This window comes from Paraburkholderia sp. RL17-337-BIB-A, from assembly GCF_046025895.1.
Taxonomy (GTDB): domain Bacteria; phylum Pseudomonadota; class Gammaproteobacteria; order Burkholderiales; family Burkholderiaceae; genus Paraburkholderia; species Paraburkholderia fungorum_C.
In genome coordinates, this window is sequence record NZ_JARESY010000001.1 from 2211069 (window position 1) to 2231556 (window position 20488).

Annotated in this window: 15 protein-coding genes; 4 read left to right on the forward strand and 11 right to left on the reverse strand. The window is 62.2% G+C overall.

The features are described from left to right. Positions 1-38: 38 nt before the first annotated feature. The 3 genes from P0D84_RS09870 to aldA form a co-directional block, all read right to left on the reverse strand. Positions 39-1256, reverse strand: a complete 1218-nt coding sequence (locus P0D84_RS09870; protein ID WP_408335488.1) for a mandelate racemase/muconate lactonizing enzyme family protein — start codon at positions 1254-1256, stop codon at positions 39-41. Continuing rightward, positions 1253-2578 (reverse strand): MFS transporter, encoded by a 1326-nt coding sequence (locus P0D84_RS09875; RefSeq protein WP_408335490.1) that lies wholly within the window; start codon positions 2576-2578, stop codon positions 1253-1255. The genes P0D84_RS09870 and P0D84_RS09875 overlap by 4 nt, the downstream gene beginning before the upstream one ends. A gap of 151 nt (positions 2579-2729) precedes the next feature. Continuing rightward, positions 2730-4154 (reverse strand): aldehyde dehydrogenase, encoded by a 1425-nt coding sequence (gene aldA, locus P0D84_RS09880; protein WP_408335493.1) that lies wholly within the window; start codon positions 4152-4154, stop codon positions 2730-2732. 281 nt (positions 4155-4435) lie between these two features. Here aldA and P0D84_RS09885 point away from each other — a divergent pair, with 281 nt between their 5' ends. The 3 genes from P0D84_RS09885 (at position 4436) to P0D84_RS09895 (ending at position 7709) form a co-directional block, all read left to right on the forward strand. Next, positions 4436-5593 carry a porin gene (locus tag P0D84_RS09885; RefSeq protein ID WP_408335496.1) on the forward strand — a complete coding sequence of 386 codons (1158 nt, stop codon included), beginning with the start codon at positions 4436-4438 and terminating at the stop codon, positions 5591-5593. Between the two features lie 198 nt (positions 5594-5791). After that, positions 5792-6841, forward strand: a complete 1050-nt coding sequence (locus P0D84_RS09890) for a type IV toxin-antitoxin system AbiEi family antitoxin (protein ID WP_408335499.1) — start codon at positions 5792-5794, stop codon at positions 6839-6841. After that, a complete protein-coding gene (locus tag P0D84_RS09895; protein ID WP_408335502.1) occupies positions 6819-7709 on the forward strand; it encodes a nucleotidyl transferase AbiEii/AbiGii toxin family protein in 891 nt (296 codons plus the stop codon). Before P0D84_RS09890 ends, P0D84_RS09895 begins: the two co-directional genes overlap by 23 nt. Before the next feature lie 31 nt (positions 7710-7740). Here P0D84_RS09895 and P0D84_RS09900 read toward each other — a convergent pair whose 3' ends face one another. The 8 genes from P0D84_RS09900 to P0D84_RS09935 form a co-directional block, all read right to left on the reverse strand. Further along, positions 7741-8121, reverse strand: a complete 381-nt coding sequence (locus P0D84_RS09900; RefSeq protein ID WP_408335505.1) for an ArsR/SmtB family transcription factor — start codon at positions 8119-8121, stop codon at positions 7741-7743. Continuing rightward, positions 8105-8566, reverse strand: a complete 462-nt coding sequence (locus tag P0D84_RS09905) for an SRPBCC family protein (protein ID WP_408335508.1) — start codon at positions 8564-8566, stop codon at positions 8105-8107. Before P0D84_RS09905 ends, P0D84_RS09900 begins: the two co-directional genes overlap by 17 nt. Positions 8567-8690: 124 nt before the next feature. After that, the gene (locus tag P0D84_RS09910; protein ID WP_408335511.1) at positions 8691-9179 is read right to left on the reverse strand and encodes an MgtC/SapB family protein; all 489 of its coding nucleotides are present in this window, start codon (positions 9177-9179) and stop codon (positions 8691-8693) included. Positions 9180-9330: 151 nt separating this feature from the next. Further along, the gene (locus P0D84_RS09915; protein ID WP_408335514.1) at positions 9331-10698 is read right to left on the reverse strand and encodes an MFS transporter; all 1368 of its coding nucleotides are present in this window, start codon (positions 10696-10698) and stop codon (positions 9331-9333) included. 204 nt (positions 10699-10902) lie between these two features. Beyond that, positions 10903-15108, reverse strand: a complete 4206-nt coding sequence (locus P0D84_RS09920; RefSeq protein ID WP_408335517.1) for a bifunctional nitrate reductase/sulfite reductase flavoprotein subunit alpha — start codon at positions 15106-15108, stop codon at positions 10903-10905. Positions 15109-15150: 42 nt separating this feature from the next. Further along, positions 15151-15504 carry a nitrite reductase small subunit NirD gene (gene nirD, locus P0D84_RS09925; RefSeq protein ID WP_408335520.1) on the reverse strand — a complete coding sequence of 118 codons (354 nt, stop codon included), beginning with the start codon at positions 15502-15504 and terminating at the stop codon, positions 15151-15153. 35 nt (positions 15505-15539) lie between these two features. Beyond that, positions 15540-18089: a nitrite reductase large subunit NirB gene (gene nirB / locus P0D84_RS09930; protein WP_408335523.1), complete on the reverse strand. Its 2550-nt coding sequence runs from the start codon at positions 18087-18089 to the stop codon at positions 15540-15542. A gap of 605 nt (positions 18090-18694) precedes the next feature. After that, positions 18695-19903, reverse strand: a complete 1209-nt coding sequence (locus tag P0D84_RS09935; RefSeq protein WP_408335526.1) for a GAF domain-containing sensor histidine kinase — start codon at positions 19901-19903, stop codon at positions 18695-18697. Positions 19904-20015: 112 nt separating this feature from the next. Between P0D84_RS09935 and P0D84_RS09940 the strand changes: the two genes are divergently transcribed. After that, the gene (locus P0D84_RS09940) at positions 20016-20396 is read left to right on the forward strand and encodes a response regulator (RefSeq protein WP_408335529.1); all 381 of its coding nucleotides are present in this window, start codon (positions 20016-20018) and stop codon (positions 20394-20396) included. Positions 20397-20488: the final 92 nt, after the last annotated feature.

Here is a 20488-nt window from a genome sequence, read left to right on the forward strand (position 1 = left end):
GAAACCCTCCGTCAGAACCCGGCAGGTTCAGGCGCGGTTCAACCCCTGGCCGGCGCGAGGTCTTTCACGTCGGCCGGTTGTGCCGCCATTTGCAGATGCAGACGCTCGCCGGTGTACGGCGTGTGCTGCCGGACGACGTCCATGTTCAATTCGACGCCCAGGCCCGGCTCCCGCGCAGGAATGATGTAGCCGTCTTCCCATTGAATCGGCTTCTTCAACACCGCCGCATGAAAACCATCCCACGTGCCGATACTTTCCTGGATCAGGAAGTTCGGCGTGCAGGCGGCGAGCTGAATGCTGGCGGCCGCGCCGATCGGCCCGTTGTACAGATGCGGTGCGATCTGCGCGTAATACACCTCGGCGATCGCCGCGACTTTCTTCGCTTCGAGCAAGCCGCCCACGCGCGCCACATTCAGTTGCAAGATCGACGCCGCGCCCGCTTCGAGCAGTTTGAAGAACTCATACTTGGTGGTCAGGCGCTCGCCCGCGGCGATCGGAATACTCGTGTGCCGAGCGACTTGCGCCATCGCGCCTTCCTGCCCCGGCGGCACCGGTTCTTCGAACCACAACGGATCGTATTTCTCGAGCCGCTTGGCAAGCCGGATGGCCGATGACGGCACCATCTGCCCATGCGTGCCGAACAGCAGATCGGCCTTGCTGCCAACCGCTTCGCGCACGCGGCGGCAGAAAGTCTCGCAACGGTCGAGCACTTCCATCGACAGTTGATGGCCCGAATAAGCCGTGTAGGGGCCTGCCGGATCGAACTTCACCGCGGTGAAGCCGCGCTTCACGTTTTCAACCGCGCATTCGGCGGCGAGATCGGGGTCGTCGTAGTCGTATTCGCCACGGCTGTTCTTCGGATACAGGTACGTGTACGAGCGCAGACGCGGGTTCACCATGCCGCCGAGCAGCTCGTGCACCGGCTTGTTCGCCGCCTTGCCGATGATGTCCCAGCACGCCATTTCCAGCCCGCTGACCACGCCCATCATCGTCAGATCGGGGCGTTGCGTGAAGCCGCTCGAATACGCTTCGCGCCAGAGCCGTTCGATATGATGCGGATCCTTATCGAGCAGATAGCGGCCGAATACATCGTCGATGATGTGAGTCATCGCCTTCGGATGAAACGTCGCCGAATAGATTTCGCCGACGCCTTCAATACCGCAATCGGTCTTGAGCCTGACGAATATCCAGTACATGCCGCCCACGTGCGGCGGCGGTACGGCGACGATATGCGTTTCCAGCGAGACGACTTTCATTTACGCAACCCCTTTCTTTTAAGCATGTTTCGCAGCGCGAGGCCGGCAAAGCCGCCGAGCACCGCCATTCCGGCCACATAGCCGAAGTAAAGCTGGTAACCAAAGACGCCCGGGAAGTTCTGCGTCAGATAGCCGTTGATCAACGGCAGGAACACGTCGGGCGAATAGCCGAGTACGGAGATCAGGCCAATGGCGAGGCCCATCGTTTCGAGCGGGATATTGCAGCGATCCAGCAGCGCCCAGTACAGACCGCGAATCGCGTAAGTCAGAATGCCGATGAAGAGCACGAGGAACACCAGCAGTACGTGGCTCGAGATACGCGGCGCCGCCATCAGACCGAGCAGCGATAGCGCGGCGAGGAAGAGCGCGATCACCAGCACCGAGACCTTCGAATAACGGTCGCCGAGAAAGCCGCCGCCAATGCCGCCGATTGGCCGCATCCACAGCTTGAGCGTGGTGATCGTGCCGGCCATCACTACCGTCAAACCGATTTCGCCTTCATGCAGATACGCGGAAAAGCTGTAAGTGGCCCAGAACACCTGATAGCCGCAGAACACGATGGCCGCGACCAGCCACAACTCGGGAATCGAGGCGAGCGTTTTCAGATCGACCAGCACGTTGCGGCGTTTCTTCGCTGCACGGTTGGCGGCGGCGTCTTCAACGCCTTGCGGGTCTTTGACAAGCGCGAGCACCACACCGAGCGCGATGCACAGAAATGCGTACATGTAGACGACCAGCTTGAAACCCGCCGCAACCGGCTCGCCCCTGGTCTGCGTGAACCACGCGAACAGCGTGATCGCGATGGTCGCGAGCATGGCTTCGATCAAGCCGCGTCCGCCGTCGAGCAAACCGAAGAAGCGGCCCTGCTCGTGCGTGCCGGCGATCATCGTGACGCGCTTGATGATGGCAGCCCAGAAGGTCAAACCGGTCGACACCCCCCAGCCACCGAAGATCAGCATCAACACATGGAACGACGGCGCGGTCGAATACCACAGGCCGAGCGCGCCGGTTGCGATCAGCGAAAAAGAGATCAACAGGCGTGGTGCGATCCGGTCGGCGAGCCAGCCGCTCGGCAGATAACTCAACAGAAAGATCGTGCCGAGCGACGAATACAGATAGCCGAGCTGGCTATCGGTGATGTGAAACACTTCGAGCATCGTCGGCTGATAGACCTGCCGCAGATACAGAATCGGGTATATCGCGCCGGCCGCCAGCACCAGCAACATGAGCTGGATATAGCGTTGCGCCTTGTTGCTTTGCAACGCGGTTTCCGCGGCGCTCGAGGCGAGCGAAGCGGCGGATTGAACGGGTTGAGATGACACGTGAGCGCTCCTGAGAGACACAGCGCCAAGCCGGGTCTCCAATCTGCTTTGTTATGGATTTGCAGCGTGCTGGCTGCGGGTTTTCGCGAGTTTCAAAAGAGCTGCGCGCCATCGCGATCAATCACATGGCACGGCGCGCACCGCGTCTGTTTCAGTACTTCATGACCACGAGACGGGTCTGCGTGAATTCGAGCATGCCGTGCTTGCCGTCGTCGCCGCCGAGACCCGAACACTTCCAGCCGGCGTGGAAACCTTGATACGGATCGGCCGGCGTGCGGTTCACATACAACTCGCCTGCCTCGATGCCGTTCGCGATCTTCATCGCACTGCGGTAGTTCTCTGTGTAGAGCACTGACGACAAACCGAACTGATGGTCGTTGGCCATCTCCAGGGCTTCGTCGAGCGTGCGGTATTTGACCACCGGCATGATCGGACCGAAGGTTTCTTCCTGGATGATTTCCATGTGCTGACGGCAGTTCGACAACACCGTAGCCGGATAGAAGAAGCCCTTGCCTTGCGGCAGCCTGCCGCCGGTTTCAAGCGTGGCGCCCGCGGCAATCGCGCGCTCGACCATGCCGTGAATCGACTGGCGCGACGCTTCATTGACGAGCGGCCCCATCAACGACGGCTGTTTGCTGCGATCGCCGCTTTCCACCGCGCTCATGTGCTTCTTCAGCAGCGCGACGAAACGGTCATGCGCGCTTTCCTGCACGTAGACGCGTTCGATCGCCGTGCAAAGCTGCCCGCAGTGCGTGGTTTTAGATGCGACCAGATCGCGCGCGGCCTTCTCCAGATCGGCATCCGCCTCGATGATGGCGGGCGTCTTGCCGCCCAGTTCGAGCGACGGCTTGGCGATGTTCGCCTTGCAGTAGTCGAGCACCTTGCGGCCCGCACCGACACTGCCGGTCAGCGTGATCATGCCGACCTTGGGATGCGTGCAGAGCGCTTCGGCGGTGGCATGATTCATCGCCAGAATGTTCACGACGCCGGCGGGCAGCCCTGCTTTCTCAACGGCGCGCGCGATTTCAAATGCAGAAGTCGGCGTGTTGTTGCTCGGGCGCACCACCACGGTGTTGCCGGCGATCAGCGCGGGCGCCACCTTGCGCATGAAGGTATAGACCGGGTAGTTGAACGGGATCAGGCACGCGACCACGCCAATCGGCTCGCGATGCAGCACGAGATTTTCGTCGGGCGTGTCGCTCGGGATCACTTCGCCTTCGATACGGCGCGCCCATTCGGCGTGATAGCGGGTGATCTGGCCGGCGTAAATCGCTTCATTAATGGAGTCGGCGACGCTCTTGCCCGACTCCAATGCGAGCGCCGCGCCGATGGCGGGCGCGCTTTCGGTGAGCGCGTCGGCGAGCTTGTGCAGATACACCGCGCGCCCGGCCGAAGGCAGCTTGCGCCAGCCCTTTTGGGCGGCTGCGGCGGCCTCGACCGCGGCCATTGCCTCGGCCTCGGTGGCGCCCGTGACGTGGGCAATCACGGCTTCGGTAGCCGGGTTGATGACGGCCATGAGCTCGTCGCTTGCCGCATCGATAAAGCGGCCGTTAACAAAATTCCGATCGAGTCGCATGTCGTCCTGTAGATCTGGTGCAGTGGCGCATGGCCTTCGGCAATCGCCTTCATGCCAAAGGTGCATGGACCCAATTTTTCTCCGCGGCACGGCACCTCACAAGCGAATAATTCGCGGGACAAACATTCGAAAAAATCACGTTTATCCAGGGATGTGCCTCATACGCGATTCCCATCTCGAATAGCAGAATCCGGGCTTTGCCTAAAAGCAGCGGCCTTCCGGGCCGGTTCGACCCCTCTCGAACCATTCGGACCGCTCATTACCAACGTCTGGAGCTCACAATGAAAAAGAATGTCATCGCCACCGCTGCATTCACCGCACTCGCCTCGCTGGCGGTCCCGTCGGCCTTCGCGCAAAGCAGCGTGACCCTGTACGGCGTGCTCGATGAAGGTATCGACTACACCAACAACGCCGGGCGCGGCGCGGTCTGGGAAATGGCGAGCGGCTATGCGCAAGGCAGCCGCTGGGGCATGACAGGTTCGGAAGATCTGGGCGGCGGGATGAAGGCGGTATTCCAGCTGGAAAACGGCTTCGACGTGAACTCGGGGCGGCTCGGCCAGGGCGGCCGCATGTTCGGCCGCCAGGCTTATGTGGGCTTGAGCGGCAGCCGGTTCGGCACGGTCACGCTCGGGCGCCAGTACGACTCGGTGGTCGACTACCTCGCGCAGACCACGGCCAACGGCAACTGGGCCGGTTACCTGTTTGCGCATCCGTACGACAACGACAACACCGACAACTCATTCCGTCTCGGCAACAGCGTGAAGTACGCGAGTCCGGCGATCGCGGGTTTCCAGTTCGGTGGCGTATACAGCTTCAGCAACGACACGAACTTCGCCAACAACCGCGCCTATAGTTTCGGCGGCCAGTATGCGAACGGCGGCTTGCTGATCGCGGCCGCGTATCTACAGGCGAACAATCCGGGTGCAGGGTCCAGCGGGGCGATCACCGCGAACGACGCGAGCTTCATCGCCGGGCGCATGCGGGTGTTCGGCGGCGGCATCAACTACACCTTCGGTTCGGCGACCGCCGGGTTTGCATACACCAATTCGAACTATCAGGACCCGACCGGCAATGGCTATATCGGCATTCCGCTGGCGGCGGCCGGCGTCAGGTTGAACACGTTGAAGTACCAGAACTTCGAAGTGAACGGCAAATATCAGTTCACGCCGGCCTTCTTTGTCGGCGCGCAGTATGTGTACACGATGGAGAATTACGACGCGTCGACTGGCAGCGTGAAGCCGAAGATTCACTCGGTCGGTTTGATGGCGGATTACAACCTGTCGAAGCGCACGGACGTTTATGTGCAGGGCGGATATCAGAAGGTCGCGGGGGATTCGACGAATTCGATTCTCGATAACGCGTTCATTCCGGGCGTGCAGGCGCCGTCGTCGACGGGGAATCAGGTTGCCATGCGGGTCGCACTGCGCCATAAGTTCTGAAGCCAGGTTCGAACGTTTAGGGCTCGCGGGCTGGAGCCGTGTCGGCAGTGGTTGCAACGCGCGTGTTCAATTATTTTTGATGTTCACGGGCCGTATACATTCTTATTTTCTGAACACGGGAGATTTTTACGGCCGGTGTTCAATTTTGCAAGGTGTTCACGTTACGTATACACTGGGAAAAATTGAACAAGGTGGACCATGCCACGCAAATCCGCGCTGCCGTTCGTACCTGACCCGACCATCCAGGCCGCCGCCGCTGCGTTTTCTGCCGCGACAGGCGTGTCCACCCGAATTCTCCGGCCGCCGCGCCATGCCCACTATGCAGCGAAGATACAGTTCCAGGCAGCGCCGGATAGAAGCTGGTCGCGTCCGGTGCTGCTGGTGGACAACGTCGATCGTTTCGCCACGCTCGCCGCGATCAAATCCACCGCTCACATCCGCGCCGATGATCCGTTCGTGGTCGTCACGCCCTACCTGTCGCCCAATCTGCTTCGGCATTGCCGGGAATTAGGCCTGGATGCCCTGGATATGTCCGGTAACGCCATCATGCAAAGCGACGGCAACCTGATCATGATCTCCGGGGAAAAACGCACCGGCATGGCGAGCCGCATCAAAGACCGCGCATGGACCACCAAAGGCATGAAGGTCGTATTGGCGCTGCTTTGCGACCCAACGCTCATCCATGCGGCGCAACGCCTCATCGCGCAGCGCGCGGCCGTCAGTCTCGGCACCGCCCAGTCGACGTTTCGCGACCTTCTTGAACGGGGCGATATCGTTCAACGGAAAGACGGCTATGTTCTGGCCGACACGGCCCGGCTGCTAGATGAATGGGCAGCGCTGTACCCTTCCCGGCTTCGTAATCAGTTGCTGGTCAATCGCTATCGGGCCGAAGATCCGGCATGGTGGCGCGCCATCGATCCGCGCAGTGAGCAATGCCTGTTCGGCGGCGAAGTCGCCGCGGCGCTTCTCACCGGCTATCTGAAGCCGGCAACCGTCACGCTCTACTGCCAGCACACAATACCGCGTAAATGGCTGATAGACGCCCGCCTGCGGCTCGATCCGCGCGGCGAGGTAGAAGTACTGAACATGCCGATTCCGGCGATTACACCGCTTTCCTCCGCCGGCACGCCGAACCTGCCGTCATCTGTCGCACATCCCGTGCTGATCTATGCCGACCTGATCGCAACCGGCGATTCACGCAACATCGAAACGGCGCGGCTGCTACGTGAACAATACCTCTCCACTTGATCTTCTCGACAGCCGGCCGTTGCCGGCGCTCGTCGTCGAACTGTTACGGCATGTCGCTGAAACGGCAAACGCTTCGAACGTCGAGTGGTTCGTCGGCGGCGCAACCGCACGCGACATCATGCTGACTCACGTCCACGGGATCGAGGCCACGCGTGCAACCGCCGACGTCGATATCGGCGTAAGCGTGGAAAGCTGGACTGGCCATGCCGCCCTCAAGGCGGCGCTGATCGCCGGCGGTGCATTCGAGCAACGCAATGAGGCGCACCGGCTGTACTATCGCGCCCCCCGCAGCGGCGAATTGATGTGGCTCGACATTGTTCCTTTTGGCGGCGTGGAGAGCGATGGGGGCAAGGCTGCGGCAAAAGAAATTGCCTGGCCGCCGGATCACGCGATCAGGATGAACGTGGCCGGCTTCGCCGAAGCGCTGGCCGGCGCCATGACCGTGCGCGTGGCGACGGATTTGGCGGTACCCGTCGCGTCGCTGCCGGCTCAGGCGATGCTGAAAATCGTCGCCTGGCGTGACCGTCATGCGTCCGACAGAAAGGATGCGACGGATTTGCTGTTTTTACTTGGCAACTATGCCGCGGCGGGCAATCACGCGCGTCTTTACGATGAGAGTTACGAACTCGTCGAACAATATGACCATCAGTTGGAACTCGCGGGTGCCGCGCTGCTGGGGCGAGACACGGCCGCGATCGCCTCTGCGGAAACCACCCGATTGATTGCGCAAGTGCTGGCATTCGGCGAGAACTATCCGCGCATTCTTGAGCACATGATCGGGCGCCGTGCCCGGCTTTTCGAGCCAACGCCTGCTTTCATCGAATCCGCCTTCAATGCGTTTCGCGAAGGTTTCGGCAAGCCCGGCTGACCTGCGAACAAAATTGGGCCAAGCCCGCCTCTCACTCCTCGACCGCCGCCTTCAACCTCAGCAATGCCTGATCCCATTGCTGCGAGATCGTTTCGAGTGCGCGCCGCGCTTCATTCAGATGCGCCGGTTCGAACGCCCATAAGCGTTCACGGCCCACCTTGACGTCGCGCACCAGGCCCGCATTGGCGAGCACTTCCAAATGCTGCGTGACCGACTGCCGCGTCATCTCCGTGCCGGCGGTCAACTGGGCGATCGACATCGCACTGCCGGCGCACAACACGGCTATCAGACGCAGGCGCGTTTCGTCGCCAAGCGCCGCAAAAATCGACGCGGAACTCCGCAACACGGCTTCTTTCACACGCGCATTGCCGGAAGCCGGCCGGGCGGCGGCCCGCTTAGCCCTTGGCGACATGCTTTTCGATGTTGACCAACTGCTCTTCCCAACCACCGCTGTTCATGCGGAATGCTTCATCGCGGCGCGCGGCGGGAATCTGATCGAAGCCCGATTCGACTACCTTCAACAACGTGCCCGAGTCGACCTCGGTCAGCTCGAATACGACCAGCGTGGTGGGCTCCGACGAGTAGTCGACCGACACATCCACCGCGGCAGGATGCCAGCGAAACGAAAGATGATGTTCGGGCTCAACGCGCTCGACCTGCGCCTCCATGACGAGATGCTCATAACCCGGATAGGTGATGTTGCCCCGGATGGATTGGCCGGCGACAAACTGTTTGCCCCTGAAATCCACGCAAAACCATGTGCCGAATTCCTCCGCGTCGGACAACGCGCGCCACACCCGCGAGCGCGGCGCCTTCAGCAGAATCTCTTTTTCGATACGATCGGTTGATGAGTTCATATGCAGCCTCCTGACTGCATATTAGGCTCGCATGGGGCGACATGCAAGGATTTACCTGCGCGTTTTGCTGCACACTCAGAAACCGTTCACGGATCTCCGACACGCAGCAAACGCCAGCGCGGCATTACTGCTCATCCGGCTCGTGCTTCTTGAACAGGCGCGCACTGGACAGAATTGCCAGCGCAATCGCCACGCTGAGAATCGCGGTGGCTTCGCGCCCAAGACCCGCCGCCACACCCACGCCCGCGCTTAGCCAAAGGCTCGCCGCCGTGGTCAGGCCGCGCACCTCGCGCTCGGCACTGAGCTTGATGATGGCGCCCGCGCCGAGAAAACCGACACCCGACACCAGCCCCTGCAGCACCCGGCTCATGTTGTCCTGCGAGAAGCCGGCCTGCAGCGGCACCACCACGAAGAGCGCAGCGCCGACCGCGACCATCATGTGCGTGCGCATCCCGGCGTCGCGCCGCGACATCTCGCGCTCGAATCCGAGGATGCCGCCGAGTATCAGCGCGAGACCGAGGCGCATCAGCACCTGAGTAACTTCGGACAGGCTGCCGAGATCGGAGAATTCTGCTTTAGCAGTTGTCCAGACGATATGCCACCAGTTGTCCATTACATTTACCTGACATTCGGAAATGTGCCCAGCATAGCTTGTGAACACACCGGTCGGGCAGATGGAAGCGAAACAAATGCAACAGACGGCACGGCTAACGCAACAAACTTATCTCGCCGAAGTTTTCGTCACAAACGCGCGCACCACAGCCTCACTCCGTTGCGTGCGCATGAATCACGCCGGTGTGCATCGACCACGCCATCCACGGACGGCGCAGTGCAACGATCGCGAGGAACGCACAAGCCGCCAACGCGCCGAAGGTCGCGAAGCCCATCTGATAGCTGCCCGTGCTTTCCTTCGCGATGCCCATCACGACCGGCAGATAGAATCCGCCGATGCCGCCCGCCGCACCGACGATACCCGACATCAAGCCGGTGCGGCCAGCCCAGCGATGCGGCACCAACTGGAAGGTCGCGCCATTGCCGAGACCGAAGGCCACGTACAGGCATAGCAGCAGCGCAATCCCGCCCACCATCGACGGCATCGCGGCAGCGAACACGAAATCGCACAGCGAAATGAGCGCGAGAAGGAAGGTCAGCGCACGCACGCCCGACACCTTATCGGCAATCAAGCCGCCGAGCGGCCGCACCATCGCGCCGGTCGCGGCAAGCAGCGCCATGAAAAGACCCGCATCGATCTTCGAGAGCTGATAGAGGTTGGTCAGCAGCAGCGAAACATACGACGACATGCCGACAAAACCACCGAACGTGATGCTGTACACCAGCATGATCGCCCACGTGTCGCGCTCCGCCAACACCGAGCGATAGCGCCTGGGCAGCACGGCGATCGCCAGCAGTGCGCCGATCACCGGCAACAGCAGCACACCGGTCTTGCCCGAACCGAACAGACCTGCCTCGACCAGCAGTACGAGCACGATCAAACCGACGAGCGTCACCACAAAGCTGCCGAACGCGCGCAGCGCATTGCCCGATTTGATACCGGAATCGTTGGCCCAGAAATACAGCGTGAGCGCGGCAATCGCGAGTAGCGGCAATGCACCGGCGGTCGCCATTTGCCAGCCGTAGTGCGTGGCCAGCTGGGGGAACAGGAAGCCATCGAGCACCGCGCCGATGTTGCCGGCAGCGGCAAGACCCAGCACCAGGCCCTGCACTTTAGGCGGATAGTTGCTGCCGGCCATCGGCAGCGCCACCGCGAAGCTCGCACCACCCACACCGAGGAATACGCCGAGCACCAGCAGCAAGGTGTACGACGGCACGAACGGCAACAGCGGCAGCACGATCGTCGGCACCGCCGAGAGCAATACGCCCAGCAACGCGATGCGCTTGCCATGCGCCGATTGATACAGGTTACCGAGCGTCACGCGCAGGATCGCCGCCGACAGCACCGGCACGGCGACCAGCAAACCTTGCTGCGCGGGTGTCATCGCAACGCTCTTGCTGATGAACGGCGCGAGCGGCCCGTACAGCACCCACACGGTAAAGCCGGTGTCGAAATAGAGGAAACACGCCACTAGTGTGCGCCAGTCTCCACGTTTCAGGGAGCTCATCACGTTGTTCATTAGACATCCTCATATATGCTGGTGGTTCGCTTGCCGGGTGCGGGGCGCTGACACATTGCGCTGGAACGTCGCACCTGAATGATTACGATGTTGAATACCGGTCTGAACATGCAACCTCCATGCCATCCGGGTCCATCTTCTTGAAGCTTTGCTGAGTACTTTTTGAAACCTTGAAAACGGCGCCTGTACCGGTCGCTTTAAAAATCAATAAACGTCGCGTACGTAGCGCTTTTCCTGCGCAAGACGGCTCACATAATCAGCGGCTTTTTCTTCGTTCATGCCGCCGTGCCGGGCAACCATCTGCTTAAGCGTCGCGTCGACGTCTCTCGCCATCCGGCTTGCGTCGCCGCAGACGTAGAAATGCGCACCTTCTTCGAGCCACGCCCACAATTGCGCACCGTGCTCGCGCATGCGGTCCTGCACGTAGATCTTTTCCGTCTGATCGCGCGAGAAAGCGACATCGAGCCGGGTCAGCACACCGCTGTCGCGCATCGCTTCGAGTTCGTCGCGGTAGTAGAAATCGGTAGCCGCATGTTGTTCGCCGAAGAACAGCCAGTTGCGCCCCTTGTCGCCCCTTGCACGCCGCTCGTGCAAGAAGCCGCGAAACGGTGCAACGCCGGTGCCAGGACCGACCATGATGATCGGCGTACCGGAAACATGAGGAGGCCGAAAGTGCGCGGATTTCTGCACGAATACCGGCACATTCGCGTCGCCGGCACGGTCGGCGAGAAACGTCGACGACACGCCTTTGCGATGGCGGCGGCCATTGTTGTAGCGAACCGCGGCAACCGTCAGATGAACTTCGCCGGGATGCGCCTTCGGGCTCGAGGCAATCGAATACAACCGCGGTTGCAGGCGCTTGAGCATGCCGGTCAATTCGGTGGCCGTCAGGTTCACTGGGAATTCGTGCAACACGTCGGCGAGCTGCTGGCCCCACAACCATTGCTTGAGGTCGGCTTTGCGTTCCGCTGAGAGCAGATCGCGCAGTGCGCCGTTGCGGGTACGCGCGGCAATGAACGCGAGCGCGTCAGGGTTGGGACGGGCGATCTCGTAGTGTTTGGCGAGCGCCTCGGCGAGGCACATGTCGCCCGCGCCAGGCACGCTTACCGCGGCATCGGCGTTCACGCCGCTCAGGCTGATCAATTCGTCGACCAGTTCGGGACAATTGCTCGGCCATACGCCCAGTGCATCGCCGGCTTCGTATTCGAGGCCCGAGTCGCCCGTGCTCAACGAGAAGTAGCGCGTATCCTTCGCGGCGCCCTGCTTGTTCAGCTGCAGGTTCGTGACGAGCCGCGAGCTGGCCGGACGCGTTTTGGTCGGCACGGCGCCGGGCACCACGGCGTTGATCATGCCGCCCGCTGGCACCGCGTGCAGCGCCGCATCTTCTTCGTTGATGCGCACGATGATGCGTTCGAGCCATGCGTCGGCGCTTGCCTGATACTCGCTGTCACACTCGACGCGATCCATCAGACGCAGCGCTCCTTGAGCCGCGAAACGCTCGTCGAGCCGGCGGCCGTGGCCGCAGAACTGATCGTAGTTCCGGTCGCCCAACGCGAGCACCGCATAGCGCAGACCGTCGAGACGAGGCGCTGCATCGCCGGCCAGTTGGGACCAGAAACTTTGCGCGTTATCGGGCGGATCGCCGTCGCCGAATGTGCTCGACATCAGCAGCACGTATTGCGCTTTGGCGAGCGCCGACGCCTGATAGTCCGCCATGCATGACGTGCGGATTTCAAAGCCGGACTCCATCAGGCGCGTGGCGTAGCGTTCAGTGAGCGATTCGGTGTTGCCGGTTTGCGAGGCCCATAACAAGGTCACTTTGGGTCGCGCGCGCACGATGCGCACGCCGGCCGCCTGCGCCGCGGCGGACTGCGGCGGCGCCGCTATCGAACCTGCTGGCACGGCCACACCTGTTCCACTGCGGCTATACAGTCCGGCCAGCAGACCATCCACGTAAAGACGGCTTGTCGGATCAAACGGTGCGCCGGCCGGCAGGACCGGCACGCTGTCGATGCCCAGTGCCTCAGAAGAACGCAGGCCACTAACGAACCCGGCGAGGTACAAGCGCTCGGCATCCGTGAGCGATGGCGCGGGTGTCTGCGGAAGCTGCAACAGACTCGTCAGTGCATCGATGCGGGGCATTTCCAGTTCCTCGGACTTCGTCGATATCGCGCGCGCCGGCAGAGCGGCAGTTGCCACGGCAGAGGCATCGGTGAACGTCTCGTCGCAGGCATTCGAAACCGGCGCGAGGGCTTCGAGCGCGACCGGGCTCAGCGCGACTGCGCAGAACTTGAGTTCGGGCTGCTGCGAGACTGGGTCGATGGCATCGCTCGTCACGGCGTTGATACACAGGTCGTCGCCGAACACGTCGTTCCAGTGCATCGGCGCGAAGCAGTTGCCGGCTTGCACGCGCTCCGTGACGACCGCCGGCAATACGGCACGGCCGCGGCGCGAACGGATCTCGACTGGATCTTTTGCCTTGATGCCGAGCGTGGCGGCGTCTTCGGGATGAATCTCGACGAACGGGCCAGGGTTGAGCTTGTTGAGCATCGCCACCTTGCCGGTCTTGGTCATGGTGTGCCATTGATGCTGCAAGCGGCCCGTGTTCAGCACGATCGGCAATTCCCGATTGGGCAATTCGGCCGGGGCTGCAAAGGCGCGAGCGAAGAACGCCGCTTTGCCGCTTGCGGTTGGAAACACGAGCCGCGGACGGCTGCCGTCGGGCCGTTCCTTCAGCGTCTGGCTGACGCCGTCGTTGAGGTAGCGAACCGGATTGCGATCGGCGCCGTCAGCGGCGGCAAGCGGCCATTGCAGCGGCGTTTCCTGCAGCCGGCGATGGCTCGCGCCGCGCAGGTCGTAGCCCGTTTTCGGATTCGACGCACGGGTGATCTCCGCGAAGACTTCCTCGGCGCTCGCATAGGAAAACGCAGCGGCGAACCCCATTTCGCAAGCGACGCGCGCGATGATCTGCCAGTCCGGCAACGCAGCACCCGGCGGCTCGATGCCCTTTTGCATCAGCGTCAGGTTGCGCTCGGAGTTGATCATCACGCCTTCGGCCTCGGCCCATAGCGCGCCGGGCAATAGCACGTCGGCGTAACGGTTGGTCTCGGTGTCGAGGAAGGCGTCCTGCGAAATCACGAGTTCAGCGGCGCGCAAACCGGCGATCGCGTTCTGACGGTTCGCGACGCTCGCCACCGGATTGGTGCAGATGATCCAGCACGCCTTGATCTCACCCGCGGCCATGCGGGCAAACATATCGATCGTGCCGTTGCCAACTTCAGTCTTCAGCGTGCCTTTCGGAATGCCCCACAGGTCTTCGACAAACGCGCGGTCTTCTTCGACCAGCACCGAACGCTGTCCCGGCAAACCGGGCCCCATGTAGCCCATTTCGCGGCCGCCCATCGCGTTGGGCTGGCCGGTCAACGAGAAGGGCCCGCTGCCGCGGCGGCAGATCTTGCCCGTCGCCAGATGCAGATTGCAGATCGCGTTGGTGTGCCACGTGCCGTGCGTGCTTTGGTTCAGGCCCATGGTCCAGCAGCTGATCCACTCCGGTGCGGCCCCGATCATGCGCGCGGCCTCACGGATGTCCGCGACGGCAAGGCCCGTGATTTCCGACACTTTCTCCGGCGTGTAGTCCGCCAGAAAAGCGGGCATCGCGTCCCAGCCTTCGGTCGCCTCGGCTATAAAAGACGCATCCGTATGGCCGTTTTCGTGCAACAGATGCAGCAGGCCATTGAGCAATGCGAGGTCGGTGCCCGGCTTGATCGGTAGAAAGAGATCGGCCTTCTCAGCGGTCGTGTTGCGGCGCGGGTCCACCACGATCAGTTTCGCCCCCGCCTTCACGCGATCCATCATCCGCAGAAACAGAATCGGGTGACAGTCCGCCATATTCGCGCCGATCACGAAGAACAGGTCGGCATGATCGATATCTTCGTACGATCCCGGCGGTCCGTCCGCGCCGAGCGAGAGCTTGTAGCCGCTGCCCGCGCTCGCCATGCACAGACGCGAATTCGATTCGATGTTATTGGTGCCGACAAAACCCTTGGCGAGCTTGTTGACGAGGTACTGCGCCTCGATCGACATCTGGCCCGACACGTAGAACGACAACGCGTCCGGTCCATGTTCGTCGAGCAGGCCGCGCAAACGCGTCGCCGTGGCGCTGATCGCCTGCGCCATCGGCAGTGGCAGCGGATCCTGGTCACGTGCGTGACGCACGAACGCACCTTCTAAACGCCCCGACTTGCGTAACGCGACATGCGCCGATTGGCCCTTCGTGCAGAGCCGCCCGAAATTCGCCGGATGCTCCTTGTCGCCGGAAATCTTCACGACGTGGCCGTCCTCGACGTGCAGCACCATGCCGCAGCCAACGCCGCAGTAGGGGCACACAGTCTTTACGTTAGTGGAGGGCATGGCCGATGGCATCGTGGGAAGAAGTTGCAAGCAATCAGCCGATCAAACCGCGACCCACACCTGGCCGTTTTCCACCCGCGCGGCGAACGCACTGACGGAATACGCCGGTGTCTCGAGACACTCACCGGTGCGTAAATCGAAGTGATGCTTGTAGATTGGCGAAGCGACGACGAGGCGCTCGCCGAGACTGCCGATCAGCCCGCGCGAGAGGACCGCCGCATGCGAGCCTGGATCGTAGTTTTCGATTGCATACACGGCGCCGTCCGCGTCGCCGTTTTTCACATGAAAGACGGCCACCTGTTCGCCGTTGACGAGCGCGCACACGCCCGTGTTGGGGACGATGTCGTCGAGCGGGCAAATCGGCGTCCAGGCAAGCGGAAGGCGGTCAAGGTTCACGGCGCAAGTCCTCGATGAATGAGGTTAAAAAAGAATCAAACGTTTTCGACAACCACGGGAATCGCAGCGAGCTTCGATTGCCGCTCGGTGAGCGTCGCGGGTCGGATCTGGCCGCGTTCCTCGACGAATTTGACGTTGCTGTCCGGCTCGCCGCTGTTGACGAAGTGACGAAAGCGCTTGCGCGTTTCAGGATCGGTGACGGCCTTTTTCCATTCGCATTCATAGGTCTCGACCACGTGCTGCATTTCCACCTCGAGCTCGGCGGCCACGCCAAGGCGATCGTTGACGATCACGTCGATCAGATATTCGAGTCCGCCTTCGAGGTTATCGCGCCACACGCTGGTGCGTTGCAGACGGTCCGCGGTGCGCACGTAGAACATCAGGAAACGGTCGATGTAGCGCACCAGCGTGTCCTTATCGAGGTCCGAGGCGAGCAGTTCGGCATGGCGCGGCTTCATGCCGCCGTTGCCGCACACGTAGAGATTCCAGCCCTTCTCCGTCGCGATGATGCCGACGTCCTTGCCCTGCGCTTCCGCGCATTCGCGCGTGCAGCCGGAGACGCCGAACTTGATCTTGTGCGGCGTGCGCAGGCCCTTGTAGCGGTTCTCCATTTCGACCGCAAGGCCCACCGAATCGCCGACGCCATAGCGGCACCACGTCGAGCCGACACACGACTTCACCGTGCGCAGCGATTTGCCGTACGCATGCCCCGATTCGAAACCGGCGGCGATCAGTTCTTCCCAGATGAGCGGCAGTTGCTCGACGCGCGCGCCGAACAGATCGACCCGCTGACCGCCGGTGATCTTCGTATAGAGACCGTATTTCTTCGCGACCTGGCCGACCGCGATCAGACCGTCAGGCGTCACTTCTCCCCCTGCCATCCGCGGCACGACCGAATAGGTGCCGTCGCGCTGGATGTTGGCGAGGTAGTAGTCGTTGGTGTCCTGCAGCGAGGCGTGCTCTTTCTTCAGCACGAATTCATTCCAGCACGACGCGAGGATGCTCGCCACGACTGGCTTGCAGATATCGCAGCCGAGACCGTGTCCGTGCTTCGCCAGCAATTCGCCGAAGCTGCGCACGCCCTCCACGCGCACGAGGTGATACAGCTCCTGGCGCGAATAGGGGAAGTGCTCGCAGACGTGGTTGTTGACGGCCATGCCCTGCTTCTTCATTTCGGCCTTCATCACCTGGGTGACGAGCGGGACGCAGCCGCCGCACGAGGTGCCCGCGCTGGTCGCGCTTTTCAACGCGCCGATGTCGGTCGCGCCCGCGCGGACGGCGGCGCATAGGTCACCCTTCGAGACGTTGTTGCACGAGCAGATTTGCGCGCCGGCAGGTAATGCCTCGACGCCTAGCGCCGGTTTCGTCCGACCGTCGGACGACGGCAGGATCAGGAACTCGGGCGAGGCCGGCAACTCGATGCGGTTGAGCATCATCTGCAGCAGCGTGCCGTATTCGCTCGCGTCGCCGACCATCACACCGCCGAGCAGATATTTGCCGCACTCGGATACCACCAGCTTCTTGTAGACCTGCTTGCGCTCGTCGCTGAACTGATAGGCGCGGCTGCCCGGCGTATTGCCATGCGCGTCGCCGATGCTCGCCACGTCCACGCCCATCAGCTTCAACTTTGTGCTCATATCGGCGCCTGCGAATTCCGCCGGGTCGCCGAGCAGTTGTTTCGCCACCGCGCGCGCCATGTCATAACCCGGCGCGACAAGGCCGAACAGTTGACCGTTCCACAGTGCGCATTCGCCGATCGCATAGATGTGCGGATCGCTGGTGCGGCATGCGTTGTCGATCACGATGCCGCCGCGTGCGCCGAGCGTCAGGCCGCTTTCGCGCGCGAGGTCGTCGCGCGGACGAATCCCCGCGGAGAACACGATCATGTCGGTATCGAGGAAGCTGCCGTCCGCGAATTGCATGCGATGCGTGCCGTTCTCCCCGTCGACGATCGCTGTCGTGTTCTTCTGCGTATGCACCGTCACGCCGAGCTCTTCGATCTTGCTGCGCAGCACGCGGCCGCCGCCGTCATCGACCTGCACGGCCATCAGGCGCGGCGCGAATTCAACCACATGCGTTTCCAGGCCCATGTCGCGCAACGCCTTCGCGCATTCGAGACCGAGCAAACCACCGCCGACCACCGTGCCGGTCTTCGAGCGAGTACCGCATTCCTGCATGGCTTCGAGGTCGTCGATGGTGCGGTACACGAAACAGTCGGCCCGCTCGCGCCCCTGCACGGGCGGCACGAACGGATACGAGCCGGTCGCGAACACGAGCTTGTCATAGGGCAGCGTGTCGTGCGTCTGGCCCGTCGACACCGTCACGGTGCGCGCGTCGCGATCGATCGAGACGGCCTTCGCGTTCAGCAGGAGCCGCACGTTCTGACGTTCGAAGAAGCCCGGTTCGACCAGCGACAGATCATCTGCCGTCTTGCCCGAAAAGAATTCGGACAGATGCACGCGGTCATAGGCGGGCCGCGATTCTTCGCACAGCACCGTGATGTCGAGGCCATGCGCGGCGTCTTGTGCAAGGCACTCGACCAGTTTGTGGCCGACCATCCCGTGACCGATAACGATGATTCTCATGAGCGCGGCTTCCTCGATGTGCTGGGCTGGAATCGCCTGTGGCTTGGTTGAAGCTTGTTGCGGCTCAACTGCGGGCTAGCTGCGGCTTTGCCGCTGCCAGGCTGCTGCGCGAAAGCGATTCCGGAAATAAAAACGGCGTCCCGCGAACCCAGTCGATGACTGAATTCGGGGGACGCCGTTGTCCTGATCTGTGCTGCAGCGGGCGCTTTGTTGTTGCGCTCGCAACGGATCCACGTTGATCCGCTGAGAGGGCTTAATGCAAAGCCTGTGCCAATCAGGCGAAATGCCCGTTACAACACCGTGGCGCGGGGCTTGGCGACGAATGGGAGGGATGGGTTGATAGCATCGCGCGCGGCACGTTTTGATGCAGCCAGGCACAGGGATGGTGCGACGCAGCACTACGACCGTGCGAGCAGCGAGCACGTGAGACGCGTGCTATCGGTGCACTAACGATGCATTACCCTGCCTGCCCCCAAAACGTGGCAAGGCCCGGGCGACGATCGTCACGCGATTGAGTAAGCGAAGCGAAGAATGGTGCGAAGACCCGGCGGCAATGCAGGTCAAAGCGAGTCGCAGCCGGCGCGAAACGCGTAAGCCGCGCGAATTTAAATCCCGACCGGCAATCTCGCTACGAACACCGTGCCATCCTCATCGGATGATCTGACTTCCAGCGCGCCACCGTGCGCGGAGACAATCTGCTTGCAGATATACAGGCCGAGCCCCAGCCCACCACCCGGCTTGCTGGTAGGCGGCCGCCAGTAGGGCTCGAACACGCGGTTCAACGCATCCGGCGCAATCGCATTGCCGCCGTTCGACACGGCCAGCACGAACTCGCTGCCCTCCACGCGCGCTTGCACGACCACCGGAAACGCCGCCGAGCCATGCGTCACCGCGTTGCCAAGCAGATTCGACAGCAACTGCTGGACCCGCGTGCGGTCGCAGCGCACTCGCGTGCCGATCGCGATATCGTCGACCAGCACGCGCTCCGGGTTGGCCTCGCGCGATTCGGCGACCACCACCCGCAACGCCATGGCCAGATCGTCGACGTCGTCGATCGATACGCCGATGCCCGAGCCGAGCCGGCCGCGCGCGAAATCCATCACGTCGTCGATCAGGCGCGCCATGCGGAAGGTGGTGGTTTTCAGGCGCTGACCGATCTTTACGAGATCCGGCTCGTTCTTGCGCAGCGCCAGCAGCTCGGCGGTTGCGCTGACTGCGGATAGCGGGTTGCGCAGATCGTGGCCGAGCACCGCGATGAACTGTTCGCGCAGGCTGGAAATTTCCCGTTCGCGCGATAACGCCTCTTCGGCCGCCTGTTGCCGGCCCTCGGTCGCGATCTGGAGTGCGATCAGCTCGGCGAACACCTCGAACATGCTCAGCGTGCGTGCGTCCGAAATCTCATTCGGGTTCGGATCGATCGCGCAGAGATTGCCGAAATAGCTGCCATCGGGCAAAACGATCGGTACGGAAATATAACTACCCAGATTGTAGATCCGCGCTGTGTGATGACCTTTATAGACAGGGTCGTTGCCGAAATTGTCAATCACGATCGACGCGCGCGCGGCGCGCGACTCGAAGCACAACGTCGTGTGCAGATCGAGCTGGCCCCCGGCGGCCAAACCGAAGTTCACTTCGTCCTGCACCGCGCAGGCCGTCCAGCTTTGCTCCGTGACGCGGGCGACAGCGGCAAAGCCCATCCCGGTGTTCTTGCAGATCAGGCGCAGGATCGACGGCACGGCATCGATGCGGCGGACCGTCTCGATGTCCCGTGTGATTTGTGCCGCCTCATCGTCTCCAAGCGGTAATTTATTCATAAGAAGGGGTGCCAGATACCTTGCCGGAACGGCCAAAAAACAAAATATTGAGCCTTGATTCTATCGGGACTTCGAATTGCTCAATACAAGGAACGCAACCTGGAGAAACCGGATGTCCACTGACGATGCCGCGCGCCTGCTGATCGCCGACGACGATCCGAACCTGCTGGCCGCCTACGTACTCTTCTTCAGCACGCATGGTTTCGACGTACGGACCGCGCGCAACGGCCTCGACGCCCTCGCGCAGTATTGCGCGTGGCACCCGCATGCCGCGCTGCTCGACGTGGAAATGCCGCGTCTCGACGGGCGCGCGGTCGCGCGGCGCATCCGCTACGTGGCCGACACGCCGGCGCCCATGCTGGTCGCCGTGACCGGCCTTGCGTGCGACGAGGACAAGAACGAGTCGTTACGCTCCGGATTCAACCATCATTTCGTCAAGCCCGTGCCGATGCCGGTGATCCTCGCGGCACTGACAGGGCGTGCCTGGCATTGACGCCGCGAGCGACGTACCTGGGTGCCTCCTCCCGAGGCGCCAAGCGCGGTACGGTCCTTCTGCGCGCTGATTCTGCCGTTCAGCTCAACGCC